The following is a 23,730-nucleotide window of genomic DNA, read 5'->3' on the forward strand; positions in this document are numbered from 1 at the left end:
GTCCAGCGGACGCGTCATGGTCGGCCGCGTGGGGCCCGACTCGCTGGACCTCGCCGAGGCGCACCGCTTCCCGAACCGGCCGGTCCGCCTGCCCGAGGGCCTGCGCTGGGACATCCTCGGCCTGTACGCGGGCGTCCTGGACGGGCTGCGCGCCGCCGGCCAGGTCGACTCGGTCGGCATCGACAGCTGGGCCGTCGACTACGGCCTGCTGGACGCGGACGGAGCGCTCCTCGGCAACCCGGTGCACTACCGGGACTCCCGTACCGAGGGTGTCGCGGAGAAGGTGTGGGCGACCGTGTCCGCCGCGGAGCTGTACGCGGCGACCGGACTCCAGTACGCGCCCTTCAACACGCTCTACCAGTTGACGGCGGCCCGCTCGTCGGCTCAGTTCGCCCGCGCCGAGCGCCTGTTGCTGATCCCGGACCTGCTGACGTACTGGCTGACGGGCGAGGCCGGGACCGAGCTCACCAACGCGTCGACCACCCAGCTCATCGACCCGAGGACGCGCGACTGGGCGTACGGGCCGGCCGAACGGCTCGGTATCGACCTCGGGCTGTTCGCGCCGCTGCGCCGCCCCGGCGACCCGGCGGGCCTGCTGCTGCCGCGGGTGCTGGAGGAGACCGGGCTGACCGGCCCGGTCCCGGTGACGGCCGTCGCCTCGCACGACACCGCCTCGGCGGTGGCCGCGGTCCCCGCGGACGGTGAGCGCTTCGCCTACATCTGCACCGGCACCTGGTCCCTGGCGGGCCTGGAGCTGGACGCGCCCGTGCTCACCGAGGAGAGCCGGACGGCCAACTTCACGAACGAGCTGGGGCTGGACGGCACCGTCCGCTATCTGCGGAACATCATGGGGCTGTGGCTGCTCCAGGAGTGTCTGCGCGAGTGGGACGACCCCGGCCTGGACGGCCTGCTCGCGGCCGCCGCCGAGGTCACGCCCCTGCGGTCGGTGGTGGACGCGGGCGACGCGGCGTTCCTGGCGCCCGGCCGGATGCCGCAGCGGATCGCCGACGCCTGCCGGGAGTCGGGCCAGCCGGTGCCCGCGTCCCCGGCGGAGGTCACGCGCTGCATCCTCGACTCCCTCGCGCTCGCCCATCGCCGCGCGGTCGCCGAGGCGCAGGCCCTCGCCGACCACCCGGTCGACGTCGTGCACGTCGTGGGCGGCGGCGCCCGCAACGATCTGCTGTGCCGGCTGACCGCCGACGCCTGCGGGCTGCCCGTCGTCGCGGGCCCCGCGGAGGCGGCGGCACTCGGCAACGTCCTCGTCCAGGCGCGGGCGCACGGCCAGGTGGGCGACCGCGCGCAGATGCGCCGGCTGCTCGCCCGGACCCAGCCGTTGCGGCGGTACGAACCGCGCGGCGACGCCGCGGCCTGGCGTGCTGCCGAGGAACGGCTCGCCGCACGCTGACCTCTGCCGCCCGCACACGGCGGGTGCGCGGCGTCTCCCGCTCCGCACACCCGCCGCGTAGGCTGCACTCATCCGATGATCGACAACAAGGAGCTGCGATGCGTGTCGCTCTGTTCCTGACCTGTGTCAACGACACGCTGTATCCGGACACAGGCCGCGCCGTGGTGAAACTGCTGACCAGACTGGGTGTCGACGTCGACTTCCCGATGGATCAGACGTGTTGCGGACAGGCGCACTACAACACCGGATATCGCCATGAGGCAGAACCGCTCGCCCGTCATTTCTCCGATGTATTCGGGGAGTACGAGGCGATCGTGACCCCGTCCGGTTCCTGCGGGGCGATGGTGCGGGAGCTGTATCCGCGTCTGGGTGAGCGGGCGCGTGCCGAAGGCCGCGGCGACACCCTCGCGACCACGCTGGCGCCCGTCGTGCCGAAGACGTACGAACTGACGGAGTTCCTGGTCGACGTGCTCGGCGTGACCGACGTCGGCGCCTACTACCCGCACTCGGTCACCTACCATCCGACCTGCCACGGACTGCGGAGCCTGGGTCTGGGCGACCGGCCGCGCCGCCTCCTCCAGGCCGTCAGGGGACTGGAGTTGCGCGAGCTGCCCGGCGCCGACGAGTGCTGTGGTTTCGGCGGCACGTTCGCCGTCAAGAACTCCGACGTCTCGGCCGCGATGGGTGCCGACAAGGTGCGCAACGCCGTGTCGACGGGTGCCGAGATGCTGTGCGCGGCCGACAACTCCTGCCTGATGCACATCGGCGGCACCATGACCCGCCTCGACACGGGCATGCGTCCGGTGCACATCGCGGAGATCCTGGCGAGCACGGAAGAGGAGCCCTGGGCATGAGCGGAACGTTCGTCGGCATGCCGGCGTTTCCGAAGGCCGCGCACGAGGCCGTGCACGACGCCACGCTGCGCGGCAACCTGCGGCACGCCACGCACACCATCCGCTCCAAGCGCGCCAAGGCGGTCGCGGAGGTGTCCGACTGGGCGGCGCTGCGCGAGGCGGGCAAGCAGATCAAGGACCATACGCTCCGTCATCTCGACCGCTACCTGGTGCAGTTGGAGGAGTCGGTCACGGCGGCCGGCGGCACCGTGCACTGGGCGGCCGACGCCGACGAGGCCAACCGCATCGTGGCCGGCCTGGTCCGGGCGACCGGCGAGTCGGAGGTCGTGAAGGTCAAGTCGATGGCCACGCAGGAGATCGGCCTCAACGAAGCCCTGGAGGCGGAGGGCATCCGTGCCTACGAGACCGACCTCGCCGAGCTCATCGTGCAGCTGGGCAAGGACCGGCCCTCACACATCCTGGTCCCGGCGATCCACCGCAACCGCGGCGAGATCCGCGACATCTTCGCCCGGGAGATGGGCGAGTGGGGCCGCCCCGCCCCCGACGGCCTGACCGACACGCCCGCCGAGCTCGCCGAGGCCGCGCGGCTGCATCTGCGCGAGAAGTTCCTGCGGGCAAAGGTCGGCGTCTCCGGCGCCAACTTCATGGTGGCCGAGACCGGCACCCTCGTCGTCGTCGAGTCCGAGGGCAACGGCCGGATGTGCCTGACCCTCCCGGAGACCCTGATCTCGGTCGTCGGCATCGAGAAGATCGTGCCGACCTGGCAGGACCTGGAGGTGTTCCTCCAGACGCTGCCCCGCTCCTCCACGGCCGAGCGCATGAACCCGTACACCTCGACCTGGACGGGCACCACCGACGAGGACGGACCCCGGGCCTTCCACCTGGTGCTCCTCGACAACGGCCGCACCGACACGCTGGCCGACGAGGTCGGCCGTCAGGCGCTGCGCTGCATCCGCTGCTCGGCGTGCCTGAACGTCTGCCCGGTGTACGAGCGGGCCGGCGGCCACGCCTACGGTTCCGTCTATCCGGGCCCGATCGGCGCGATCCTCAGCCCTCAACTCCGGGGCACCGCCTCGGAGATCGACGCGTCCCTGCCGTACGCCTCCTCGCTGTGCGGCGCCTGCTACGAGGTGTGCCCGGTCGCCATCGACATTCCGGAGGTGCTCGTGCACCTGCGGGAGCGGGTCGCCCAGGGCGGCCAGGCGACTCGTGAGGGCAACAAGGTCGTCCTCAAGCCGGCCAAGGGGCACGCCGCCGAGCGGGCGGCGATGCGGGCGGCGCGCTGGGCGTTCAGCCACCCCGGCGCGCTGCGCGCCGGCCAGCGGCTCGCCGGGCGGACGCGCCGTTTCCATCCGCGGACGCTGCCGGGACCCGGCAGGGCGTGGAGCGCCAGCCGCGATCTGCCGCCGGTTCCCGCGGAGCCGTTCCGCGACTGGTGGCAGCGCACTCGGGGCGGAAGGGACGCGAAGTGAACAGCAGGGATGTGGTTCTCGGCCGGGTGCGGCGCGCGCTCGCGGACACGGGCCACGACGATACGCCGTACGACCAGGCCGTGGACCGGAGTTATCTGCGCGAGCACGGGGAGCGGAGTGTCGCGGAGACGGTCGAGCTGCTCGCCGAGAACCTGGCCGACTACCGGGCGCTGGTGCACCGTTGTGCCGCGGACGGACTGGCCGGTGTGATCGCCGGGCTGCTCGCGGAGCACGGTTCGGCCTCCGTGGTGGTCCCGCCGGGCCTGGACGAGGCGTGGCTGGCGGACACGGACATCACGCGCGTGGCGGACCGTGCCGAGACCACCCCGCACGAACTCGACCGGGTCGACAGCGCGGTCACCGCGTGCGCGGTGGCGATCGCCGAGACCGGCACCATCGTGCTCGACGGCGGCCCCGATCAGGGCCGTCGCCGGATCACCCTGGTGCCGGACCACCACATCTGTGTCGTGCGCGTCCCGGACCAGGTGGTCTCCTCGGTGCCGCAGGGACTCGCCCGGCTCGCTCCGGAGCGCCCGCTGACCTGGATCTCCGGACCCTCGGCGACCAGCGACATCGAACTCGACCGGGTCGAGGGGGTGCACGGTCCGCGCACCCTGGAGGTGATCCTGGTGAGCGAGGTCTGAGCCGTCCGTGGGCGGGTCCGCGCGGTGAACCGTACGGGCCCGCCCCGTCCGTGTGCCCGCTCAGTCCAGGGCGGCCGGCCGTGGTGAGCACCGTTCTGCGCCGCACTTCTCAAAAACGGAACTCATGATTCGACTCGCGAGGACGCCGCTGGTGGGCGGTGATCGCGGCACGCGGTTAGCGTGAGGGAATGATCCGGTTCGAGCAGGTCACCAAGCGCTATCCGGACGGCACGACCGCCGTGGACGGCCTCTCCTTCGAGGTGGCCGAGGGTGAACTCGTCACGCTCGTCGGCCCGTCGGGCTGCGGCAAGACGACGACCATGATGATGGTGAACCGGCTGATCGAGCCGACGTCCGGACGGATCTTCGTGAACGACGAGGACATCGCCACGGTCGACCCGGTACGGCTGCGGCGGCGCATCGGGTACGTCATCCAGCAGGTCGGCCTGTTCCCGCACCGGACGATCCTCGACAACACGGCGACCGTGCCCACTCTCGTCGGCTGGAAGAAGGCGAAGGCACGGGCACGCGCCGCCGAACTGCTCGACCTGGTGGGCCTGGACCCGGCGACGTACGGACCGCGCTATCCGGACCAGTTGTCGGGCGGGCAGCGCCAGCGGGTCGGCGTGGCGCGGGCGCTCGCCGCCGATCCCCCCGTGCTGCTGATGGACGAGCCCTTCGGGGCCGTCGACCCGGTGGTGCGCGAGCAGTTGCAGGACGAGTTCCTGCGCATGCAGGAAGCCGTGCGCAAGACGGTGCTGCTGGTCACGCACGACATCGAGGAGGCGGTGCGGCTCGGCGACCGCATCGCGGTGTACGGCCAGGGCCGCATCGAGCAGTTCGACACCCCCGGCGCCGTTCTCGGTACGCCCGCCACGCCGTACGTCGCCGACTTCGTGGGCGCGGACCGCGGCCTGAAACGCCTGTCGGTGACCACGATCGAGGCCGACGACCTGGAGCAGCCGCCGATCGCGCGGCTGGACGAGAGCGCCGGGCGGACCGCGGAACGGCTGCGGGCCGAAGGCGCCCGCTGGGCCGTGGTGCTCGACGCCGACGGCGATCTGCACGGATGGGTCGGCCGGGACGAACTCGGCGCGGGCGGCCGGGTCCGCGACCTGGCGCACCGGATGAACTCCTGGGTGCCCGTGGGCGCTCCCCTGAAGCAGGCGTTCGGGGTCATGCTCCAGCACGACGCGGGCTGGGTCGCCGTACTGGACGAGGCGCGCTTCCTCGGCGTACTGACCCCGGCCAAGCTCCACGAGGCGTTGCGCAGGTCGGTGGACGCGGACGCGCGGGGCGTGCCGCGCGGTCAGGTGGACTTCGACTCGGTGGCGGACGCCTGAGCCGCGGAGCGTGCGGGGCGCCCGAAGCGCGTCGGGGACTGCGGCCGCGGGGCGCCCGAAGCGCGTGGGAGACTCCGGCCGCGGTGGGGCGGTCGAGGCGCCCGCGGGCCCCGGGCCCGCCGCGTCGGACCGATCCGGTCGACCTGTCCGAAGAGGCCTCGCGCCCGGCGCCTGCCCGGTCGATGCGAGATCCCCTCGGGTCAGCTCAGCAGGCCCTTGTCCCGCAGATAGGTGCGCGCCACGTCCTCGGGCAGCCGTCGCCAGCTGTCCACCTGCCGGTTCAGGGACGCCAGGTCGGCCGTGGTGAGGACGTCGTTGAGCTTGCCGAGAGCCTTGATGACGCCCTCGCCGCCCGCCCGCGAACGGTTGACGACGGGCACGATGTAGTCGGCGTTCTGCAGGTGCTTGTCGTCTTCCAGCAGAACGAGCCCGAACTCGTCGAGCGTGGCGTCCGTCGTGGTGGTCAGCACCATCTGGTCCCGGCCGCTCTGCACGGCCTGCTTCGCCTGGGTGGTGCCGACGCCCTTCGGGTCGACGGCGACGACGTCGATGCCGTACGTCTTCGTCAGCCCCGGCTCGCAGTACGGCCGTTGCACGCACTCGTCGCCCGCCGCGAGCCGCACCGCGAGACCTGACCGCCCGAGGTCGCCGAGCGTCTTGAGGTGATGCTCCCGGGCGTACGCGGCGGACACCGCGAAGGCGTTCTGGTCGACGGCTCTGCCGGGGTCGAGGACGGTGAGCCCGCGCGGCGTCGCCAGTTCGCGCAGGGCGGTCATGGTGGTGCCGAGGTCGGGCGAGCCGACGGGGCGCGCGTCGGCACCGTGAGTCTTCGCGTTCAGCCAGTCCGCGAAGGTCGCCGCGTACTCGGGCACGACGTCGATCTGGCCCGATTCCAGGGCCGGTTCGTACAGTTCCCGGTTGGCGACGGTGATCATCGACGTCTTGTAGCCGGCCTGCCTCAGCAGCAGCGCGTACATCTGCGCCAGCAGGTCGCTCTCGGTGAATCCGGCCGAGCCGATGACCAGGTGCCTGCTGTCGCCGGGCGGGGCGGTGACCGAGCCCCGGTTCTCCAGCGACGGTCCGGTGGCGCAGCCCGCGAGCAGGAAGAAGGCCCCCGTCAGCACGGCGCGTCTCCTCACCGCGAGCCCCTCGCCCGGTGCGGTGCCACCCGCTCGACGACCTCGAAGACGCCCTCGACGAGCAGGGCGAAGACGGCGACCAGCACGGCACCGGCGACGACCTGAGGCGTGCTGGCCAGGTTGAACCCCGCGGTGATGATCCGGCCGAGCCCGCCGCCGCCGGCGAGCGCGGCGATGGTGGCGGTCGCGACGAGCTGGACGGCGGCGATCCGCACCCCGGTCAGCACCATGGGAAGTGCGAGGGGCAGTTCGACCTGGAACAGAGTCTGCCGGCCGGTCATGCCCATTCCCCGGGCCGCCCGCACCACGTCGCGATCGACCTCGCGCATCCCGACGTACGCGTTGGTGAGCAGGGGCGGCACCGCGAAGAGGACGAGCGCGACGACCGTCGGCCCCTCGCCCCACCTCCCGATCGGGGTGAGCAGGAGAAGCACCAGCACGGCGAAGGTGGGCACGGCCCGGCCGACGTTGGAGAGGTTCACGGCGAGCACGCCGCCCTTGCCGAGGTGCCCGAGGACGAGGGCGACGGGCAGCGCGATCAGGCAGCTGACGACCAGGCAGACGACCGTCAGGACGAGGTGCTGGGCGAGACGGTGCCAGACGCCGTCGTCGCCCGACCAGTGCGCGGGGTCGGTGAGCCAACCCCAGGCCTCGCTCAGGGTGTTCATCCGCGGCTCGCCCGGGTCCAGGGGGTCATGAGCCGCTGCACCGCGAGGAGCAGGAGGTCCGCGGCGACGGCGATGACGACGCACAGCACCGACGCGGTGAGGACCTGCGCCTTGAAGTAGGTGTTCATGCCCGAGTAGATGAGATTGCCGAGCCCGCCGAAGCCGACGATGGCGCCGACCGTGACCAGGGACACCGCCGACACGGTGGCGATCCGCAGCCCGGCCATGCCCGCCGGCAGTGCGAGCGGCAGCTCCACGGTGAGCAGCAGCCGGACGGGCCCGTACCCCATGCCCCGCGCGGCCTGCCGGGTCTCCTCCGGGACGGCCCGCAGGCCCGCCAGGATGTTCCGTACAAGGAGGGTCAGCGAGTACAGGACGAGGCCCGCGACGACCAGCGCGGCGGACAGACCGTAGACGGGCAGCAGGAGCGAGAACATCGCGAGCGACGGGATGGTGTAGAGGACCGTTGTCGCCGCGAGGACCGGGCCCGCGGCCAGGCCCCAGCGACGGGCGAGCACGGCGAGCGGCACCGCGACGGCCAGTCCGATGAGGACGGAGACCGCGGTGAGCTGAAGGTGCTGGGCGACCGCGTCGAGGAGGATGTGCCGGCGGGTGCTCAGATACTCGCCGCAGATCCACTCGTTGCGCGCCAGGCAGTCGTCGGGGGGCGCGGTCACCCCTTCATTCCATCGGGGCGGGCGGCTCCCGGCGCGTTCTGGTGACCCGTACGGGGTGTGGCTCCCGTCCGAGGGTGTCGCTGGGTACACCCCGGAACAGGGGTCCTGCGGCCAGTGTGGGCGGACCCGGCTCTCCGTAGCGTCGTGGACGAGGCACAGGGCGTGCCGACGGAGGGTGATGACGATGTTTCACCGAGCGCGACGCACGAACGACCCGGGACCCGCCGCCGAGGCGCTGCGGCTGGTCAAGGTCGGCAAGTCCTACGGGACCGGGGCCGGCGCAGTGACCGCTCTGGACGGGGTGACGCTCGGTCTGGCACGCGGCACGTTCACCGCCGTCATGGGGCCCTCGGGGTCCGGGAAGTCCACGTTGCTGCAGTGCGCGGCGGGGCTCGAACGGCCCGACAGCGGCATCGTGAGGGTGGACGGGGCGGAGATGACCGGCGGCGGCGAGGCGGAGCTGACACGGTTCCGGCGCAGCCGGATCGGCTTCGTCTTCCAGCAGTACAACCTCCTGCCGACACTGACCGTCGCCCAGAACACGATCCTGCCGCTCAAGCTCGCCGGCCGGCGCGTCGACCGGGCGCGGGTGCGGGAGGTGCTGACGGCCGTCGGCCTCGGAGACCGGCTGGGTCATCTGCCCGACCAGCTCTCCGGAGGACAGCGGCAGCGCGTGGCGATCGCCCGGGCGCTGGTGACCGAGCCCCGGGTGATCTTCGCGGACGAGCCGACGGGGGCCCTGGACACGCGCAGCGCGCGGGACGTACTGGTCCTGCTGCGGGAGGCCGTGCGGGTGCACGGCCGGACCGTGGTCATGGTGACGCACGACCCGGTGGCCGCCTCGTACGCCGACTCCGTCGTGTTCCTCGCGGACGGTCGCCTGGCGGGCGAGCTGCACGCACCGACGGTCGACGCGGTGGCCGAGCGGCTGGCCCATCTCGGCGACGACGTCCTGCTGGAGGTGTGAGGGATGTTCGCTCTGGCCCTGTGTTCTCTGCGCAAGCGCCCCGCGCGCTGTACGGCGACCCTGCTGTCCGCGTTCCTGGGCGCGGCGATCGTCATGACGTTCAATTCGATGCACGACACGGCCGGCCGGGCGGGCGTGGACCGGGTGAGCGCGGAGTCGCTGTCCACCGCGGCGAGCGTCGTCGGCGGGTACGGCACCTTGCTGGTGTTCTTCGCGGTGGCGTCGACGCTGACGGTCAACGTCCGTCAACGGCGCTCGGAGATGGAGCTGTTGCGCTGCTCCGGAGCGACGCCGGCGCAGATCGGGCGGATGGTCGTCGGCGAGGCCGTCGTGATCGCGCTGGTGGGTGCGGTTCTGGCGATCGGTCCGGCGATGCTCGGCGGGCGGGCCCTGCTGGGCGTCTTCCAGGACAGCGGACAGGTGGCGCGATCGGTGGACTACTCCTTCGGTCCCGTCGCGCTGATGTCCGGCATCGGCATCACGGTGCTCGCGGCGGCGGGCGCGGCGTTCCTCGCGGTGCGCCGGGTCACCCGGCGAAGCGTGCCCCGGCGCGGGGCGCGAAGGTTCCTCGCGTACGGGGCGCCGGCCCTCGGCGCCGTGGCCGTCTGCTCGACCTTCGCCTTCTCGGCGCGGGACGCCGCCCTGATGGCGCCGCCCGCCTATGGTGCGATCCTGCTGTCCGTGGGGTGCGCGCTGCTGTCGCCGAAGCTGCTGACGGCCGTGCTGGACCGGCTGCCCCTGCCGGGAGCGAGCGGCTGGTTCGCCGTGCGGAACCTGCGGCGCCGAGCCGCGGAACTGTCCACGGTCCTGATGCCGTTGATCCTCTTCACCTGCGTGGCGACGGCGACCCTGTACATGCAGGCCGTCGAGAACGACGCGACCGACGCCTCCGGCCTGCCGAAGTCCGTCGACGCCAAGAACCTGGAGACCCTGAACCTGGTGGTCGTCGGGATCATCGTGGTCTTCGCCTGCGTGATGCTGGTCAACTCCCTTTACGCGACGACGACTTACCGGTCCAGCGAGTTCGGGCGGCAGCGGCTGGCCGGCGCGACACCGGGGCAGGTCCTCGCGACGGTCGGCGTGGAGAGCGTGGTCCTGACGGTGACCGGCGTCTTCTTCGGCACGCTGGCCGCACTCGCCGCGATCCTCCCCTTCACGCTGGTCCGGTCGGACACGCTGCTGCCCGGCCGGGGACCGGGAATCTGGCTCGGCGTCCTCGCGGTCGCAGCGCTGGTGACCGTGGGCACGAGCCTGCTCACGGCCCGGCACGCCGTGCGGGCACCCGCGGTGGAGGCCGTGACCCTGGCCGCGTGATCGAGCGCTCCGGCAGGTACAGGGGCAGGGGCAGCCGCTCGTCGGGCGGGTGCCCCTGTCGTGTCGGGACGCGGGCACGGCACTGCGACGGACCGGGCGGAACGCGGGCTCGGAACGAGGACGAGTCGATGCTCCCCCGCAGCGTTGGCACACGCCCGCCGCAGTGGCGACGATGGATCCAGGAGCCCTGCTCGACGACACACCCCGCCCGGAGGGGACGATGAGTCCAGACGCCCGTCCGGATGACGACGATCCGCGCAGGCTGCGGGAAGAGATCGACCAGTTGAAGGAAGCGGTCACCTCGCACGCCGTCGTGGACCAGGCCATCGGCATGATGGTGGCGCTCGGGCGGGTGACACCCAGGCAGGGCTGGGCCGTCCTGCGGGAGGTGTCCCAGCACACGAACATCAGGCTGCGCGCCGTCGCGGAGATGATCATCGTCTGGGGGCAGGAGGGAGAGCTGCCCGCGGACGTGCGCGCGGTCCTGGAGGAGACGCTCGACAAGTACGGGCCCACGGAGATCCCGGGTGCGCCACCGCCTCGGTGAGCCCGGACGCCCGAGGTGCGCGGGTGTTTCGATCGCTCCCTCCCCGGTAGTCCGATAGGAGCGAGGCATTGGCCAACCGCTCCCGGGAGGGTTCGGCAGTGAGCTCGCCACCGGCCGCCCTGCCGAATCGACTCGGCAGGGCGGCCGGTTCTGCGTGCCGGGCACCGGGGTGCCTACGCCACGTCGGCGAGCGCCTGTTCCCGCACCGTACTGCACGAATTGCTGATCAGCCGGGACACGTGCATCTGCGAGATGCCGAGCTGCCGCGCGATGCCGCTCTGTGTCATGCCGCGGAAGAAGCGCAGGTAGAGGATGGTCCGCTCACGCTCGGGCAACTCGCACAGCAGGGGCTTCACGGCCTCCCGGTCGACGACCAGGTCGTAGCCGGTGTCGGGCTCGCCGAGGGCGTCGGACAGCGCGTATCCGTCGTCGCTGCCCGGCAGGTCGGCGTCCAGCGACAGAGCGGTGAAGCTGTCCAGCGCCTCCAGGGCGGTCCGTACGTCGTCCTCGCACAGGTGGGCGCACTCGGCGATCTCGGTGACGGTGGGCCGCCGGCCCGGGATCGTCTGGGACAGCTCCTTGAGCGCGGCACGCACGCGGTTGCGCAGGTCCTGGACCCGGCGCGGCACGTGCAGGACCCACATGTGGTCCCGGAAATGGCGCTTGATCTCGCCGGTGATGGTCGGGATGGCGTAGCTCTCGAAGGCGTGCCCCATGGCGGGGTCGTAGCGGTCGACGGCCTTGACGAGACCCAGTGCCGCGACCTGGACGAGGTCCTCTATGGACTCCCCCCGGCCGCGGAACCGTCCGGCGATGCGTTCGGCCATGGGGAGCCAGGTCCGCACGAGTTCGTCGCGCAGCGCCTGCCGCTGCGGGCCGTCGGGAAGGGTGGACAGACGTTCGAAGGCTTCAGTGGTGTCGGGAGCGTCGTCGTGGGGGTGATGCGTCGTTCTCGCGGTGACGGACATGGTGCTCACAACTCCCTCAGGAGGTGCTGACTGAACAGTCACCGTGGGAGGGCACGCACAGGGGCCGAGGAAGACACCCGCGGTCCGGCACACCGGCTCCCACGGACGTGCCTCCTGTCCGAAGCACTCATCCTCCAGTTTCCCTCTCTCGACACACGCAAACAAATTCGTGAATTTTATGACGCCAGGCGATCGTGCGACGCTGGAGCGTGACCGGGTGAGGCTCCGGCGGTGGAGCGGTGCGGGGAAGGGGCCTCGTGCGGTGGAGGTCTTACGGAGCCGTGACGTGACGGGCGCGCTGCTGCCGTGGGGCGGGCCGCAGCCCTAGCGTGAGCGGCATGCGAGTACTGGTCACCGGCGACGCCGGGTTCATCGGGTCCCATGTCGTGCGGGCGCTGCGGGCGCGGGGGCACGAGCCGCTCGCGTTCGACCTGCGCGACGGCCTCGACGTGCGTGACGCGGACGCGGTCGCCACCGCCCTCCCGACGGTGGACGCCGTGTGCCACCAGGCGGCGATGGTCGGACTGGGCACGGGTTTCGGCGACGCGGCGGAGTACGTGTCGCGCAACGCCCTCGGCACGGCGGTGCTGCTGTCCGCGATGGCCGACGCGGGGGTGCGGCGGCTCGTGCTCGCCGGCTCCATGGTCGTGTACGGCGAGGGCGCGTACGCGTGCGGACGGCACGGGGCGGTACGTCCCGGGCCCCGTGCCGTGACGGACCTGGACGCGGGGCGGTTCGAGCCCCGGTGTCCGCGCTGCGGTGCGGAGTTGACCCCGGGGCTGGTCGGCGAGGACGCCCCCGCCGATCCGCGGAACGTCTACGCCACCACGAAACTGGCCCAGGAACATCTGGCGGCCGCGTGGGCCCGGTCCACCGGTGGCAGCGCGGTGTCGCTGCGCTACCACAATGTGTACGGCCCCGGGATGCCCCGCGACACCCCGTACGCCGGGGTCGCCTCCTTCTTCCGTTCGGCTCTCGCCCGGGGCGAGGCGCCGCGCGTCTTCGAGGACGGCGGCCAGCGGCGGGACTTCGTGCACGTACGGGATGTGGCGGCGGCCAACGTGGCCGCTCTGGAGGCGGATTCACGCGCGGGCGCGCTCACGGCCTACAACACCGGCAGCGGCGAACCGCACACGGTCGGCGAGATGGCACAGGCCCTCGCGGCGGCGTCCCGGGGCCCCGAGCCCGTGGTGACCGGGGAGTACCGGCTCGGGGACGTGCGGCACATCACCGCCGACTCGACGCGACTGCGGGCCGAGCTGGGCTGGAAGGCCGAGGTCGGATTCGCCGAAGGGATGCGGGAGTTCGCGACCGCGCGACTGCGTGGGGAGTAGCGACGCCACTCCTGCGCGGGAGCCTCTCGCTCTCGCCCGCGTGCGCCGCTCACACCTCGGCCGTGGGCAGTCTGACCTCGAAGCGGCAGCCTCCGGGGACGTTGCGCACGGCGGCCCGGCCCTGGTGGGCCTCCACGATGCCGCGGACGATCGCGAGGCCCAGGCCGGCTCCGGCGGGAGGGGTACGGGCGTTCGTGCCGCGCCAGCCCGTGTCGAAGACGCGCGGCAGGTCCTCCTCGGGGATGCCGCCGCAGCCGTCGGTCACGGACAGCACGACCCCCTCGTCCGACCGTTCGGCGGCGACCGCGACCGTACCGTCGGCCGGCGTCCGGCGGATCGCGTTCACCAGCAGATTGCCCAGGACCCGGCTCATCTCCTTGCCGTCCACCTCGACCGGGACCGACTCGACACGGTCGCCGACCAGCCGGACCCCGTGCTCGCGGGCCAGTGGGTCCGCGCCCGCGAGGGCGTCGCCGACGAGGTCGTACACACAGACGCGCGACGGGGAGAGCGCGAGTGCGCCCGCATGGATGCGGGACAGTTCGAACAGGTCGCCCACCATGCCGTTGAGCCGTTCGACCTCGGTGCGCATCTGGCGCAGATAGCGATCGGGGTCGGCCGCCACCCCGTCCTCCAGCGCCTCGGACATCGCGCGCAGTCCGGCCAGCGGGGTACGCAGGTCGTGCGAGATCCACGCGACCAGTTCGCGGCGCGAGGTCTCCAGGGCGCGCTCACGCTCACGGGACTGCGCCAGCTTCGCGCTGGTGGCCGCCAGTTCCCGGCCCAGCGCCTCCAGTTCGGCGGTCGCGGGGCCGTCGGGCGCGGCGAAGTCGCCGCCGTCACCGAAGGAACGGGCGGCGAGGGTGAGCGCCCGGCTGCGCGCCACGACCCAGCGGCCCAGCAGCAGTGCGGTGGCCAGGGACACCACGGCCGCCATGGCGACGACCGTGGTCACCACGGTCAGGTCGTGGGAGGACAGGAACATCGCCCAGGCCACGGCGAGCGTCCCCGCGAGCATGGCGGTCACGGCGACCGCCGCGACGACGCCGAGCGACGCGGTGAGCGACCGTCGCCGCAGCAGCCACAGGGCGACCGCGCCGAGCAGCCCGGCGGCCGCGGCTCCCAGGAAGGCGTACAGCGCCATGAGCAGTATGTCGTGCATGGTCAGGCCGCCTCCTCGCGCGGCAGGGCGGTGGTCATGGACGGACCGCCTCCTCACGGGATGGGCCGTCGAAGCGGTAGCCGACGCCCCACACCGTCTGGATCAGCCGGGGGCTCGCCGGGTCGTCCTCGACCTTGCCCCGCAGTCGGCGCACATGGACCGTGACGGTCGACAGGTCGCCGAAGTCCCAGCCCCACACCTCGCGCATCAGGTCCTCGCGGCTGTAGGCCCGGCCCGGATGGCGCAGGAAGAAGGCGAGGAGGTCGAACTCGCGGATGGTGAGGGCTAGTTCCTCACCGTGCTTGGTGGCACGGCGGGCCGCCGGGTCGATGGCCAGTCCGGCCGTGGCGAGGGGCCGGGCCGCGGGGGCGGGCCTGCTGCGGCGCAGCACCGACTCCACGCGCAGCACCAGTTCGCGGGGGCTGAAGGGCTTGGTGACGTAGTCGTCGGCGCCGACCTCCAGACCCAGGATCCGGTCGTCCTCGTCACCGCGCGCGGTGAGCATGATGACCGGCACGGGGCCGTGGCCGCGCATCCGGCGGCACACCTCCAGCCCGTCCATGCCCGGCAGCATCAGGTCCAGCACCACCAGGTCGGGCCGGTGCGCGGCGGCGCGGGCGAGCGCGGAAGGCCCGTCCGCGGCACGGTCCACCAGGTATCCCGCGCGGTCGAGGTAGCCGGAGACGACCTCGGCGACGGTCGGATCGTCGTCCACGACCAGGACACGGGCGGCCTCCCCGTACCCGCCGGGAACGCGCGCGGCGGGTACGGCTTCACGGGGCCCGGAGCCGTCGTGCGCACCGTGCTCCGAGCCGAGTCCACCGTGCCCGGAGCCGTCGGGTCCACCGTGCTCTGAGCCCTCGCGCCCACCGTGCCCGGCCCCTTCGCTCCCACCGTGCCCGGCCCCTTCGTGCGCGCCGCGTCCGGAGCGCTCTTGCGTACGAGGTCCGGGGCCTGCGTGCGGTCCGGTGCCGGACGGAGCGTGCGGTCCGGCCGTCACGGGATCGCGAGGTGCGCCCTCCGACGGAGCCTCCGGTCCCGGTCCCGGTCCCGCGGGCTCGGCGGAGCCGGGCGGTACGGGGTCGCGGCCGTCGGGAGCTCGACCGTCGGGGGCCGGAGCGTCCCGGTGCCGCGTGCCTGCGGATTCGTACGGCTGCTGCATGGGTCCAGCCTCCCACCGGTCCGTCTGCGATGCTGCCGGCCCTGTCCGACGTCCGTGTTTCGTAAGGATCTGAAGTCCGATATCTCCCCTTCGCGTTCGTAGGGTGAACGCCGTGACGACCTCTCCCTCCCCGGACCCGGAAGTCGACGTGGTCCTGCCCTGCCTGGACGAATCCGAGGCCCTCCCCTGGGTGCTCGCCCGCATCCCGCCCGGCTGGCGCGCCCTCGTCGTGGACAACGGTTCCACCGACGGCTCGGCGGAACTGGCCCGCGCCCTCGGCGCGACCGTCGTGCGCGAGAAGCGCCGCGGCTTCGGCGCCGCCTGCCACGCCGGCCTCACCGCCGCCACCGCGGACATCGTGTGCTTCTGCGACTGCGACGCCTCGCTCGACCCGTCGCTGCTCGTGCCGTTCGTGCGCGAGGTACGGGACGGCGGGGCGGACCTGGTGCTCGGACGGCGCCGCCCACGCGAACGAGGCGCCTGGCCCGCGCACGCCCGCGCGGGCAACGCCGTGCTCGCCCGGATGGTGCGCCGTCGCACGGGGCTGCGCCTGCGCGACCTGGGGCCGCTCCGCGCGGCGCGCCGCGAGCCCCTGCTCACCCTCGGCCTCACCGACCGCCGCAGCGGCTACCCGCTCCAGATGGTCGTCCGCGCCGCCGACGCCGGCTGGCGCGTCACCGAGCACGACGTGCCCTATCTGCCGCGCACCGGCGCGTCCAAGGTGACAGGCACGTGGCGCGGCACCTGGCACGCGGTGCGGGACATGCGCCGTGTGCTGGCCGAGCCGCCCGGCGCCGCCCCCGCGGCCGCCCCGTCCCCCGGAGGAACCACCCAGTGACCACGCTCCTCGTCATCGCCAAGGAACCGCGGCCGGGACGGGTCAAGACCCGCCTGACGCCTCCGTTCACGCCCCGGGAGGCGGCGACGCTCGCGGAAGCCGCGCTCGTGGACACCCTGCGCGCGGTGGCCGCGACGCCCGCGGCGCGCCGTGTCCTGGTGCTCGACGGAGCGCCCGGCGCCTGGCTGCCCCCCGGCTTCGACGTCGTACCGCAGTGCGCGGGCGGGCTCGACGAGCGGCTGGCCGCGGCCTTCGCCGGATGCACCGGACCCGCGCTGCTCATCGGGATGGACACGCCCCAGGTGACGCCGGCGCTGCTCACAGTGGACTTCGCCGACTGCGACGCCTGGTTCGGGCCGGCCGAGGACGGCGGCTTCTGGGCTCTGGGGCTCGCCGCACCCGATCCCGCGCTCCTGCGGGGCGTTCCGATGTCGACGCCCACCACCGGCGCCGTGCAGCGGGACCGCCTCACGGCCGCGGGCCTGCGGGTGCGCGATCTGCCCCGGCTGCGGGACGTCGACACAGCCGCGGACGTGGAGGCGGTCGCCGCCTCGGCACCCGCTGGCCGTTTCGCGGCCGAGCTGAGCCGCCTCGGAGCGGCGGCCGGTGACCGATGAACAGCGCTCGCGAGACCACCGCCGCCGAGGTCGCCGGTCCGGACCGGTCGGCGGCCGCCCCGGGAACCGGCGCACCGGGCCCCTGGGGCGCCGACCCGTACGCGGACGCCCTGGCGCGCGGCCGGGGTCCGCTCTTCCTGCGCCGGACCGACGGCTGGCTGCTGCCCCTGGAGGTGGAACGCTGGTGCGCGCGGGCCGACGCGGTGGACCTCCAGGTCCTGGGGCGCTGCGAGGGCGCCGTGCTGGACGTCGGCTGCGGCCCCGGGCGGCTGGTCGCCGAGCTCGCGGCCCGCGGCCACCGCGCGCTGGGCATCGACGTGAGCGAGACCGCGGTGGCCCGGACCCTGCGGCTCGGCGGACAGGCGCTGCGCCGGTCCGTGTTCGAACCGCTCCCCGGTGAGGGTCGCTGGGACACCGCCCTTCTCGTCGACGGCAACATCGGCATCGGCGGCGACCCGGCCGCCCTGCTGCGCCGGCTGTCCCAGCTGGTGGCGCCCGGCGGCCTGCTGCTCGCCGAGACGCTCCCGGACATGGACGTCGACGAACGTGTCAGCGTCCATGTCGTACGGGCCCTCGACGCCCAGGGCGGCGTCGGCGGGCCGGCGTTCCCCTGGGCCCGCGTCGGCACCCCGGCCCTGTTGCGGCACGGGGTGGGCGCGGGCTGGCGCCCGGAGGGTCAGTGGGCGGCCGGCGGGCGTTCCTTCGCCGCCCTGCGCAACCGGTCCGACCGCGCGGCGCGCCATGTCCGCAGGACGAGCAGCGCCGCCGAACCGCCGAACAGCACCGCCGTGATCAGCAGCCAGCGGGCGAGGAAGCCGTCGCCGGGCAGGCCCGTCGCGGACCGGTAGCGGTCCGCGACCTGTCCGGTGATGAGCGGGAACCACACGAGCAGGAGGAGCGCGGAGAGCGCCGCCGGGACACGGACGTAGAGCGTCCACTCCCGGCGGCCCACCCTGTCCAGGGTTCCGATCAGCGCCCGGTCGGCTCCCGCGTACAGGGGCACCAGCACCAGGTCGTGCAGCACGGCGGCGCCCACGAACCAGAGCGCGACGGCGAACCAGTCGTCCGCGAGGAGCCGTACCCCCGCGTATCCGGCGAGCGCGAACGAGCAGGCGAGCAGCAGGAGTTGCAGCGGGCTCCCGACGTAGGAGCGGAGCGGCCGCCGCGCGGCCCGCCGAATACCGGACCGCGCGCGAGCGGACCGCGTCATCGTGGGCCGTCGCAACGCGGGCCACCTCAGCACGGGCCGCTTCATCGTGGGCCACCGCATCGCGGGCCGTCTCACCACCGGCCGCTTCATCGAGGGCCACCGCATCGCGGGCCGTCTCATCACCGGCCGCCTCATCACAGGTCTCCGAACGTCATCCGGGCCACCCATTTGGTGTTGAGCACACCGGGCGCCGCGGGGACGATGACGCGCGCCGGGTGGCCGTGATCGGGCGTCAACGGCGCGCCGTTGACGAAGAGTGCGAGCAGGGAACGCGGGTCGCGCACCTGGTTGTCGCGCAGCGCCGCGCTGCGGAAGGCGCCGTGCCGCTGGAGGGACTCCACCAGGACGTCGGGCGCCGCCTGGGGCTCGTACCCGACGAGTGCCGCCAGGTCGCGCAGCCGCACCCCCCGCCACCACTGGTCGGAGGTGGACCAGCCCTCCACGCACGCGATGGGCAGGGCGGCACCGTGCTGCGGTAGTCCGAGCAGATCGGACCTGCTCAGCCGCACCGTGCGGCCACCGCCCCGCACGACCAGCCGCCAGGCCTCCTCGGTCGTCTCGCTCGCGCTGATCCCCCGCGACGCGGCCGTCTTGTTGATCTGGAACCCGGCGGGCCCGCCGCCCGGTTCGGGGCCCCCGTGCGGCGTGAGCAGGGCGGTTCGGCGCAGCGGCCCGTCGAAGCTGCGGCCGGCCGTCGTGACGAACAGCAGCAACGAGCCGCCGCCCACGACAGCGAGGGCACCGCGCCGCGAGACGGTGGGCTCGGCGGGCTCCGGTGGGACCAGGTCTCCCTGTTCGTCGTGCGGGTGGCGCAGCGCGCGGAGCGCCGCCGGAATCTTGAGCACGGCGTGTGCCACGAACGCGGCGAAGAACACCCAGGCCCCGTAGAAGTGCAGCGGGTAGAACGAGCCGGGGAAGACGTAGTCGAGCTGGACGTTCAGGATCCCGGTGGTGAACTCGAACAGCCCGCCACCGACCAGCAGGAGCAGCGAGATCCGCTCCAGCGCGTGGGCGAGCGACCGTGCGGGCGGCAGCGCGAAAAGCTTCGGCACGACCGACCACAGTTTCGCGAGCAGGACGGGGACGAGCACGATGCCCAGCGTCACGTGCACGCCCTGGGTGAGGCGGTACAGCCAGACCGGGCCGGTCGGCCAGGAGAACAGGTAGAAGGCGAGCAGCCCCTTGTCGGGGGTCTTGTCGTTGACCGGCGACAGATCCGGGTTGTAGGCGGCGTACGACACGAGCCCGGTGACGAACAGCACCGTGATCCCGCCGAGCAGGACGACGCCGAGCACGGCGGTGAACCATGGGCCGCGCAACGGGCTGCGCCAGAAGGCGGGCGAGGAGGGAGACCGAGGCATGGCCCGACCGTAGGCCCGCGACACCGCCCGAAAGGGGCCACGAACCATGACGAAACTCTGACATCCACACGAGCGGCGGCGGTCGAGGGAGTGCCGCGGCCTAGCGTGCCGGTGTGAACCGCGATCTTCTCCGTGACCTGTACGCCGTGTCGGCCGCCGCCCTGCTCGTCGCGGCCGCCGTCCTGATCGGCGGCCGGATCGAACACCGCCACGGCACCCTGCACGTGTCCTGGCCACCGCTGTACGCCCACTGGGAACCGCACGCGGGACCCGGCACAGCCGCCGCGCTCGTCGTGGCGGTCGCCGTGGTCGCGTACGGTCCGCGCCTCGCCGCCCGGCTGCCCTGGCGCGCCCTGCTGTGGGCCGCCTGGGGCACGGCCACGGCGTGGACGTCCGCGCTGGCGCTGGTCGACGGCTGGCAGCGCGGGATCGCGCAGCGCCTCACGACCGGGTACGAGTATCTCCAGGTCATCGACCGTTTCCATGACATCCCGGGCACGCTCCGGGACTTCACCCACCACATCCTGATCCACTCGCCGGACCACTGGCCGGCCCATGTGGCCGGGCATCCCCCGGCCGCCACCGTCACGTTCGTCCTGCTGGACCGGATCGGGCTGGGCGGCGGCGCGTGGGCCGGGGTCTGGTGCATCGTCGTTGGGGCGGCCGCACCGGCCGCGGTCCTCGTGGCCGTGCGGGTGCTCTGCGGGGAGGCGCTGGCCCGCCGCGCCGCGCCGTTCCTCGTGCTCGCCCCGGCAGCCGTATGGATGGGCACCTCCGCGGACGGCTACTTCGCGGCCGTCGCCGCGTGGGCCGTCGCGTTCCTCGCCCTCGCCGTCACCGGGCACCGCCCGCGGTCCTGCGGTCTCGCCTCGGGCCTCCTGTTCGGCCTCACCTGCTACCTCTCCTACGGGCTGACGCTGTTCGCGCTGATCGCCGCCGCCGCGCTGCTCCTCGGCTCCCGTCGGCTGCGCCCGCTGCCCTACGTCGTCGCCGGGGCCGCGGTCGTGCCGTTGGTGTTCACGCTGCTCGGCTTCGACTGGTGGGAGGCGTACCGGCTGCTGGTCACCCGCTACTACGAGGGCGCGGGCGGCATCCGGCCGTGCGGCTACTGGGTGTGGGCGAACCTCGCGTGCACGGTGCTGGTCGTGGGCCCGGCGACGGTGGCGGGGCTGCGACGCGTCTGCGCGACGCCGGTGCTCGGTGAGCTACGGGCCGTTCTCCGCAAGGGACCCCGGATGCCCGGCAGCGTGCCGGAAGCCCGTCTCGCGCTGCTCGTGCTCACCGCTCTGCTCGCCCTCCTCGTCGCCGATCTGTCCGGGATGAGCAAGGCGGAGACGGAGCGGATCTGGCTGCCGTTCGCGATGTGGCTGCTCGCGGCGGGCGCGCTGCTGCCCCGGCCCCGCGGCTGGCTCGCCGCGCAGGCCGTGCTCGCCCTGCTCCTCAACCACCTGCTGCTGACCGGCTGGTGACGCCGGAGCGTCCCGGTGTCCCCGACCCGACAGGGCGTCCGGCGTCCGCCCCGGCGGGTGCCCTGCGCGGGCCTGCGGCGTGGGCGCCGTCACAGGTGACAGAAGCAGTGAACAAGCGCTTAGATAGTAGGGCCCGACCTGGCCCGTGCCGAGCTGGAGGCCCCGTTGCTTTTCACGTCCGTCGACGATGTCACCGCGCGCCTCGCCGACACCGGCTATCTCGCGTCGCCCGCCGTCGCCACCACGGTGTTCCTCGCCGACCGGCTCGGCAAGCCGCTTCTGGTGGAGGGCCCGGCAGGCGTCGGCAAGACCGAACTCGCCAAGGCCGTCGCCCAGGTCGGCGGGGCCCGGCTGATCCGCTTGCAGTGCTACGAGGGGGTCGACGAGTCCCGGGCGCTGTACGAGTGGAACCACGCCAAGCAGCTGCTGCGCATCAGCGCCGGGCGGGACGAGACGTGGGACGAGACGCGCACGGACATCTTCAGCGAGGAGTTCCTGCTGCCCCGCCCGCTGCTCACGGCGATCCGCGGGGACGACCCCAAGGTGCTGCTCATCGACGAGACCGACAAGGCCGACGTCGAGGTGGAGGGCCTGCTGCTCGAAGTGCTCAGCGACTTCCAGGTGACCGTCCCCGAGCTCGGCACCGTCACCGCGACCCGCCGCCCGTTCGTGGTACTCACCTCGAACGCGAGCCGCGAGCTGTCCGAAGCGCTGCGCCGCCGCTGTCTCTTCCTCCACATCGGCTTCCCCGACGAGGAGTTGGAGCGCCGGATCGTACGGCTGAAGGTGCCGGGCCTCGACGCGGCGCTCACGGAGTCCGTGGTGCGGGTGGTCGGCGCGCTGCGCGAGATGGACCTGCGGAAGGTGCCTTCGGTGGCGGAGACCATCGACTGGGCCCACACCCTCCTCGCGCTCGGCGCGGACACCCTGGACGAGACCGTCGTACGCGACAGTCTGGGCGTCATCCTCAAGCACCAGGACGATGTCCTCAAGGCGGCGGCCAAGCTCGACCTGGACTCCCTGTGACCTCTCCGGCGCCCGCCGCGGACCTCGCGGAACGGCTGACCGGCCTGGTCGGCGCGCTGCGCTCGCACGGTGTGCGCATCGGCACCGGGGAGAGCGTGGACGCCGCGCAGGCACTGGAGGCGCTCGGACTCGCCGACCGCGAACGGCTGCGCGAAGGGCTGGCCGCCACGCTGCTGCACAACCCCGGGCAGCGGCGGGTGTTCGACCCGGTCTTCGACGTGTATTTCCCGCGCCGCGTCGGCGCCCTGGACGCCGACACGACGGTGGACCGGGAGGACCTGCGCGGCCGGCTGGCCGAGGCGCTCGCCGCCGACGACCGGGCGATGCTGGCCCGGCTGGCGCAGGAGGCGGTGGCCGGCTTCGGCGGCTACGGCGCCACGCCGGGCGGTGACGGCTGGTCGTCGTACCAGGCGCTGGACCGGCTGCGTCCGCAGACGCTGATGGCCCGGGTGCGTGACACCGTCCGTGCCCGCGGTGACGCCGCCGGTTTCACCGACCGGCTGCTGGAGGACGAGATCCGGCGGCGCATCGAGGAATTCCGGCAGCAGGTCGCCACGGAGGCGCGGCGCCGGGTGGCCGAGCGGCGCGGCCGGGACGAGATCGCGCGGCGGGCGGTGGCGCCGACCGCGGACCGGGTCGACTTCCTCTTCGCGGGGCGGGACCGGCTCGCCGAACTGCGCAAGGTGGTGCGGCCGCTGGCCCGCAAGCTGGCCACCCGGCTCGCCGCACGCCGTCGCCGGGCCTCCCGCGGCACCATCGACCTGCGCAGGACGCTGCGCGGCTCGCTGTCGACGGGCGGGGTGCCGATGCGGCCCGTGCTGCGCAGGCGCCGACCCGTCCGCCCGGAACTGGTGCTGGTGTGCGACGTGTCGGGTTCCGTGTCGGGGTTCTCCGACTTCACGATGCTGCTGGTGCAGGCGCTGCACGACCAGTTCAGCAAGGTGCGGGTGTTCGCCTTCGTCAACCGGATCGACGAGGTGACCGGCCTGCTGGAACGCGGCGCGGCCGACTCCGACGGACTGAGCGCCCGCATCCGCGACGAGGCCACGCTGACGGGGTGGCACGGCAGCAGTGACTACGGTGTCGCGTTCGGGGAGTTCACCGAAAGGTACGCCGACGCCGTGGGCCCCCGCACGACCGTGTTCGTCCTCGGTGACGCCCGCACGAACATGAGCGACCCGAACCTGCCGGCCGTGCGGGACATCTCCGAGCGGTCCCGTCGCACCTACTGGCTGAACCCCGAACCGCGTTCCCAGTGGGGCACCGGCGACTCCGCCGCTCCCGCCTACGCCGGACTCGTCGAGATGCACGAGTGCCGCAACGCACGGCAGCTCAGCGCGTTGATCGCCCGGCTGCTGCCGGTCTGAACGAGCACGCGAGCGCTGGCGCCCGCCGACGATCCTCCGCCCCGTCATGCCGCGGATCGGCAGAGTCATGCCGCGGATCGGCAGATCGGTCGGTGAATTCCGGGTGGGGTCGGTCTGCCCCGACGGGGGGTCAATGAAGCCGGCGTCGCGTCAGTGTTCGTCCGGCCAGGGGCGACATCGTCGGCA

General features: G+C 73.2%; 22 protein-coding genes. 15 read left to right on the forward strand and 7 right to left on the reverse strand.

Translation table 11 applies throughout. The annotated features are described in order from the left end of the window. Window positions 1-16 precede the first annotated feature (16 nt). The 5 genes from H305_RS0100655 (at window position 17) to H305_RS0100675 (ending at window position 5,718) form a co-directional block, all read left to right on the forward strand. A complete protein-coding gene (locus H305_RS0100655; RefSeq protein WP_051370329.1) occupies window positions 17-1,405 on the forward strand; it encodes a rhamnulokinase in 1,389 nt (462 codons plus the stop codon). 98 nt (window positions 1,406-1,503) lie between these two features. Further along, a complete protein-coding gene (locus H305_RS0100660) occupies window positions 1,504-2,259 on the forward strand; it encodes a (Fe-S)-binding protein (RefSeq protein ID WP_028798693.1) in 756 nt (251 codons plus the stop codon). Further along, window positions 2,256-3,731 (forward strand): LutB/LldF family L-lactate oxidation iron-sulfur protein, encoded by a 1,476-nt coding sequence (locus H305_RS0100665; protein ID WP_028798694.1) that lies wholly within the window; start codon window positions 2,256-2,258, stop codon window positions 3,729-3,731. The genes H305_RS0100660 and H305_RS0100665 overlap by 4 nt, the downstream gene beginning before the upstream one ends. Beyond that, complete coding sequence (locus tag H305_RS0100670) at window positions 3,728-4,375, forward strand: LutC/YkgG family protein (protein WP_028798695.1); 648 nt, start codon at window positions 3,728-3,730, stop codon at window positions 4,373-4,375. The genes H305_RS0100665 and H305_RS0100670 overlap by 4 nt, the downstream gene beginning before the upstream one ends. A gap of 188 nt (window positions 4,376-4,563) precedes the next feature. Next, window positions 4,564-5,718 (forward strand): betaine/proline/choline family ABC transporter ATP-binding protein, encoded by a 1,155-nt coding sequence (locus H305_RS0100675; protein WP_028798696.1) that lies wholly within the window; start codon window positions 4,564-4,566, stop codon window positions 5,716-5,718. A gap of 200 nt (window positions 5,719-5,918) precedes the next feature. Here the strand turns inward: H305_RS0100675 and H305_RS0100680 are convergent, their stop codons facing one another. From H305_RS0100680 to H305_RS0100690, 3 genes are read right to left on the reverse strand one after another with little or no spacing between them, the layout of a single operon-like run. Beyond that, window positions 5,919-6,842, reverse strand: coding sequence for an ABC transporter substrate-binding protein (locus tag H305_RS0100680; protein WP_028798697.1), 924 nt, complete (start codon window positions 6,840-6,842; stop codon window positions 5,919-5,921). An 11-nt stretch (window positions 6,843-6,853) separates the two neighbouring features. Continuing rightward, on the reverse strand, window positions 6,854-7,525 hold the full coding sequence (locus H305_RS0100685) for an ABC transporter permease (protein WP_028798698.1): 672 nt from the start codon (window positions 7,523-7,525) through the stop codon (window positions 6,854-6,856). Beyond that, window positions 7,522-8,202 carry an ABC transporter permease gene (locus H305_RS0100690; RefSeq protein WP_028798699.1) on the reverse strand — a complete coding sequence of 227 codons (681 nt, stop codon included), beginning with the start codon at window positions 8,200-8,202 and terminating at the stop codon, window positions 7,522-7,524. The genes H305_RS0100685 and H305_RS0100690 overlap by 4 nt, the downstream gene beginning before the upstream one ends. 178 nt (window positions 8,203-8,380) lie before the next feature. On the opposite strand from H305_RS0100690, the gene H305_RS0100695 reads away from it, so the two are divergent. The 3 genes from H305_RS0100695 (at window position 8,381) to H305_RS0100705 (ending at window position 11,030) form a co-directional block, all read left to right on the forward strand. Next, window positions 8,381-9,169 (forward strand): ABC transporter ATP-binding protein, encoded by a 789-nt coding sequence (locus H305_RS0100695; RefSeq protein ID WP_037761948.1) that lies wholly within the window; start codon window positions 8,381-8,383, stop codon window positions 9,167-9,169. A 3-nt stretch (window positions 9,170-9,172) separates the two neighbouring features. Beyond that, entirely contained in the window at window positions 9,173-10,483 is a 1,311-nt protein-coding gene (locus H305_RS0100700; RefSeq protein WP_028798701.1) for an ABC transporter permease, read from the forward strand. Window positions 10,484-10,703: 220 nt separating this feature from the next. Next, window positions 10,704-11,030, forward strand: a complete 327-nt coding sequence (locus tag H305_RS0100705; protein ID WP_028798702.1) for an ANTAR domain-containing protein — start codon at window positions 10,704-10,706, stop codon at window positions 11,028-11,030. A 173-nt stretch (window positions 11,031-11,203) separates the two neighbouring features. Here the strand turns inward: H305_RS0100705 and H305_RS0100710 are convergent, their stop codons facing one another. Then, complete coding sequence (locus tag H305_RS0100710) at window positions 11,204-11,998, reverse strand: SigB/SigF/SigG family RNA polymerase sigma factor (RefSeq protein ID WP_028798703.1); 795 nt, start codon at window positions 11,996-11,998, stop codon at window positions 11,204-11,206. A 338-nt stretch (window positions 11,999-12,336) separates the two neighbouring features. On the opposite strand from H305_RS0100710, the gene H305_RS0100715 reads away from it, so the two are divergent. Next, complete coding sequence (locus H305_RS0100715; protein ID WP_028798704.1) at window positions 12,337-13,332, forward strand: NAD-dependent epimerase/dehydratase family protein; 996 nt, start codon at window positions 12,337-12,339, stop codon at window positions 13,330-13,332. A gap of 49 nt (window positions 13,333-13,381) precedes the next feature. On the opposite strand, the gene H305_RS0100720 is transcribed toward H305_RS0100715, so the two are convergent. Both H305_RS0100720 and H305_RS44115 read right to left on the reverse strand, forming a co-directional pair. Beyond that, the gene (locus tag H305_RS0100720; RefSeq protein WP_028798705.1) at window positions 13,382-14,494 is read right to left on the reverse strand and encodes a sensor histidine kinase; all 1,113 of its coding nucleotides are present in this window, start codon (window positions 14,492-14,494) and stop codon (window positions 13,382-13,384) included. Between the two features lie 34 nt (window positions 14,495-14,528). After that, entirely contained in the window at window positions 14,529-15,215 is a 687-nt protein-coding gene (locus H305_RS44115) for a response regulator transcription factor (protein WP_037762071.1), read from the reverse strand. Window positions 15,216-15,759: 544 nt separating this feature from the next. Here H305_RS44115 and H305_RS0100730 point away from each other — a divergent pair. The 3 genes from H305_RS0100730 to H305_RS55940 are packed head-to-tail and all read left to right on the forward strand — an operon-like array spanning window position 15,760 to window position 17,959. Then, a complete protein-coding gene (locus H305_RS0100730) occupies window positions 15,760-16,494 on the forward strand; it encodes a glycosyltransferase family 2 protein (protein WP_028798706.1) in 735 nt (244 codons plus the stop codon). After that, window positions 16,491-17,111 (forward strand): TIGR04282 family arsenosugar biosynthesis glycosyltransferase, encoded by a 621-nt coding sequence (locus H305_RS0100735; protein WP_028798707.1) that lies wholly within the window; start codon window positions 16,491-16,493, stop codon window positions 17,109-17,111. The genes H305_RS0100730 and H305_RS0100735 overlap by 4 nt, the downstream gene beginning before the upstream one ends. Continuing rightward, on the forward strand, window positions 17,108-17,959 hold the full coding sequence (locus H305_RS55940; protein WP_028798708.1) for a class I SAM-dependent methyltransferase: 852 nt from the start codon (window positions 17,108-17,110) through the stop codon (window positions 17,957-17,959). Before H305_RS0100735 ends, H305_RS55940 begins: the two co-directional genes overlap by 4 nt. Window positions 17,960-18,455: 496 nt before the next feature. Here H305_RS55940 and H305_RS0100745 read toward each other — a convergent pair whose 3' ends face one another. Further along, window positions 18,456-19,682, reverse strand: a complete 1,227-nt coding sequence (locus H305_RS0100745) for a molybdopterin-dependent oxidoreductase (RefSeq protein ID WP_028798709.1) — start codon at window positions 19,680-19,682, stop codon at window positions 18,456-18,458. Between the two features lie 113 nt (window positions 19,683-19,795). On the opposite strand from H305_RS0100745, the gene H305_RS0100750 reads away from it, so the two are divergent. The 3 genes from H305_RS0100750 (at window position 19,796) to H305_RS0100760 (ending at window position 23,544) form a co-directional block, all read left to right on the forward strand. After that, on the forward strand, window positions 19,796-21,151 hold the full coding sequence (locus H305_RS0100750; protein WP_028798710.1) for a hypothetical protein: 1,356 nt from the start codon (window positions 19,796-19,798) through the stop codon (window positions 21,149-21,151). 165 nt (window positions 21,152-21,316) lie between these two features. Then, complete coding sequence (locus tag H305_RS0100755) at window positions 21,317-22,177, forward strand: AAA family ATPase (RefSeq protein ID WP_028798711.1); 861 nt, start codon at window positions 21,317-21,319, stop codon at window positions 22,175-22,177. Beyond that, complete coding sequence (locus H305_RS0100760) at window positions 22,174-23,544, forward strand: VWA domain-containing protein (protein ID WP_028798712.1); 1,371 nt, start codon at window positions 22,174-22,176, stop codon at window positions 23,542-23,544. The genes H305_RS0100755 and H305_RS0100760 overlap by 4 nt, the downstream gene beginning before the upstream one ends. The last annotated feature ends 186 nt before the right edge of the window (window positions 23,545-23,730 follow it).

The sequence above is a fragment of the Streptomyces sp. 142MFCol3.1 genome, assembly GCF_000424945.1.
Taxonomy (GTDB): domain Bacteria; phylum Actinomycetota; class Actinomycetes; order Streptomycetales; family Streptomycetaceae; genus Streptomyces; species Streptomyces siamensis.

What these genes read in the sequence shown, in the direction of transcription:
- H305_RS0100655 (WP_051370329.1), top strand. Translation starts at nt 17, where the DNA reads ATGGTCGGCCGCGTGGGGCCCGACTCGCTGGACCTCGCCGAGGCGCAC.
- H305_RS0100660 (WP_028798693.1), top strand. Translation starts at nt 1,504, where the DNA reads ATGCGTGTCGCTCTGTTCCTGACCTGTGTCAACGACACGCTGTATCCG.
- H305_RS0100665 (WP_028798694.1), top strand. Translation starts at nt 2,256, where the DNA reads ATGAGCGGAACGTTCGTCGGCATGCCGGCGTTTCCGAAGGCCGCGCAC.
- H305_RS0100675 (WP_028798696.1), top strand. Translation starts at nt 4,564, where the DNA reads ATGATCCGGTTCGAGCAGGTCACCAAGCGCTATCCGGACGGCACGACC.
- H305_RS0100685 (WP_028798698.1), bottom strand. Translation starts at nt 7,525, where the DNA reads ATGAACACCCTGAGCGAGGCCTGGGGTTGGCTCACCGACCCCGCGCAC.
- H305_RS0100695 (WP_037761948.1), top strand. Translation starts at nt 8,381, where the DNA reads ATGACGATGTTTCACCGAGCGCGACGCACGAACGACCCGGGACCCGCC.
- H305_RS0100700 (WP_028798701.1), top strand. Translation starts at nt 9,173, where the DNA reads ATGTTCGCTCTGGCCCTGTGTTCTCTGCGCAAGCGCCCCGCGCGCTGT.
- H305_RS0100705 (WP_028798702.1), top strand. Translation starts at nt 10,704, where the DNA reads ATGAGTCCAGACGCCCGTCCGGATGACGACGATCCGCGCAGGCTGCGG.
- H305_RS0100710 (WP_028798703.1), bottom strand. Translation starts at nt 11,998, where the DNA reads ATGTCCGTCACCGCGAGAACGACGCATCACCCCCACGACGACGCTCCC.
- H305_RS0100715 (WP_028798704.1), top strand. Translation starts at nt 12,337, where the DNA reads ATGCGAGTACTGGTCACCGGCGACGCCGGGTTCATCGGGTCCCATGTC.
- H305_RS0100720 (WP_028798705.1), bottom strand. Translation starts at nt 14,494, where the DNA reads ATGCACGACATACTGCTCATGGCGCTGTACGCCTTCCTGGGAGCCGCG.
- H305_RS55940 (WP_028798708.1), top strand. Translation starts at nt 17,108, where the DNA reads ATGAACAGCGCTCGCGAGACCACCGCCGCCGAGGTCGCCGGTCCGGAC.
- H305_RS0100745 (WP_028798709.1), bottom strand. Translation starts at nt 19,682, where the DNA reads ATGCCTCGGTCTCCCTCCTCGCCCGCCTTCTGGCGCAGCCCGTTGCGC.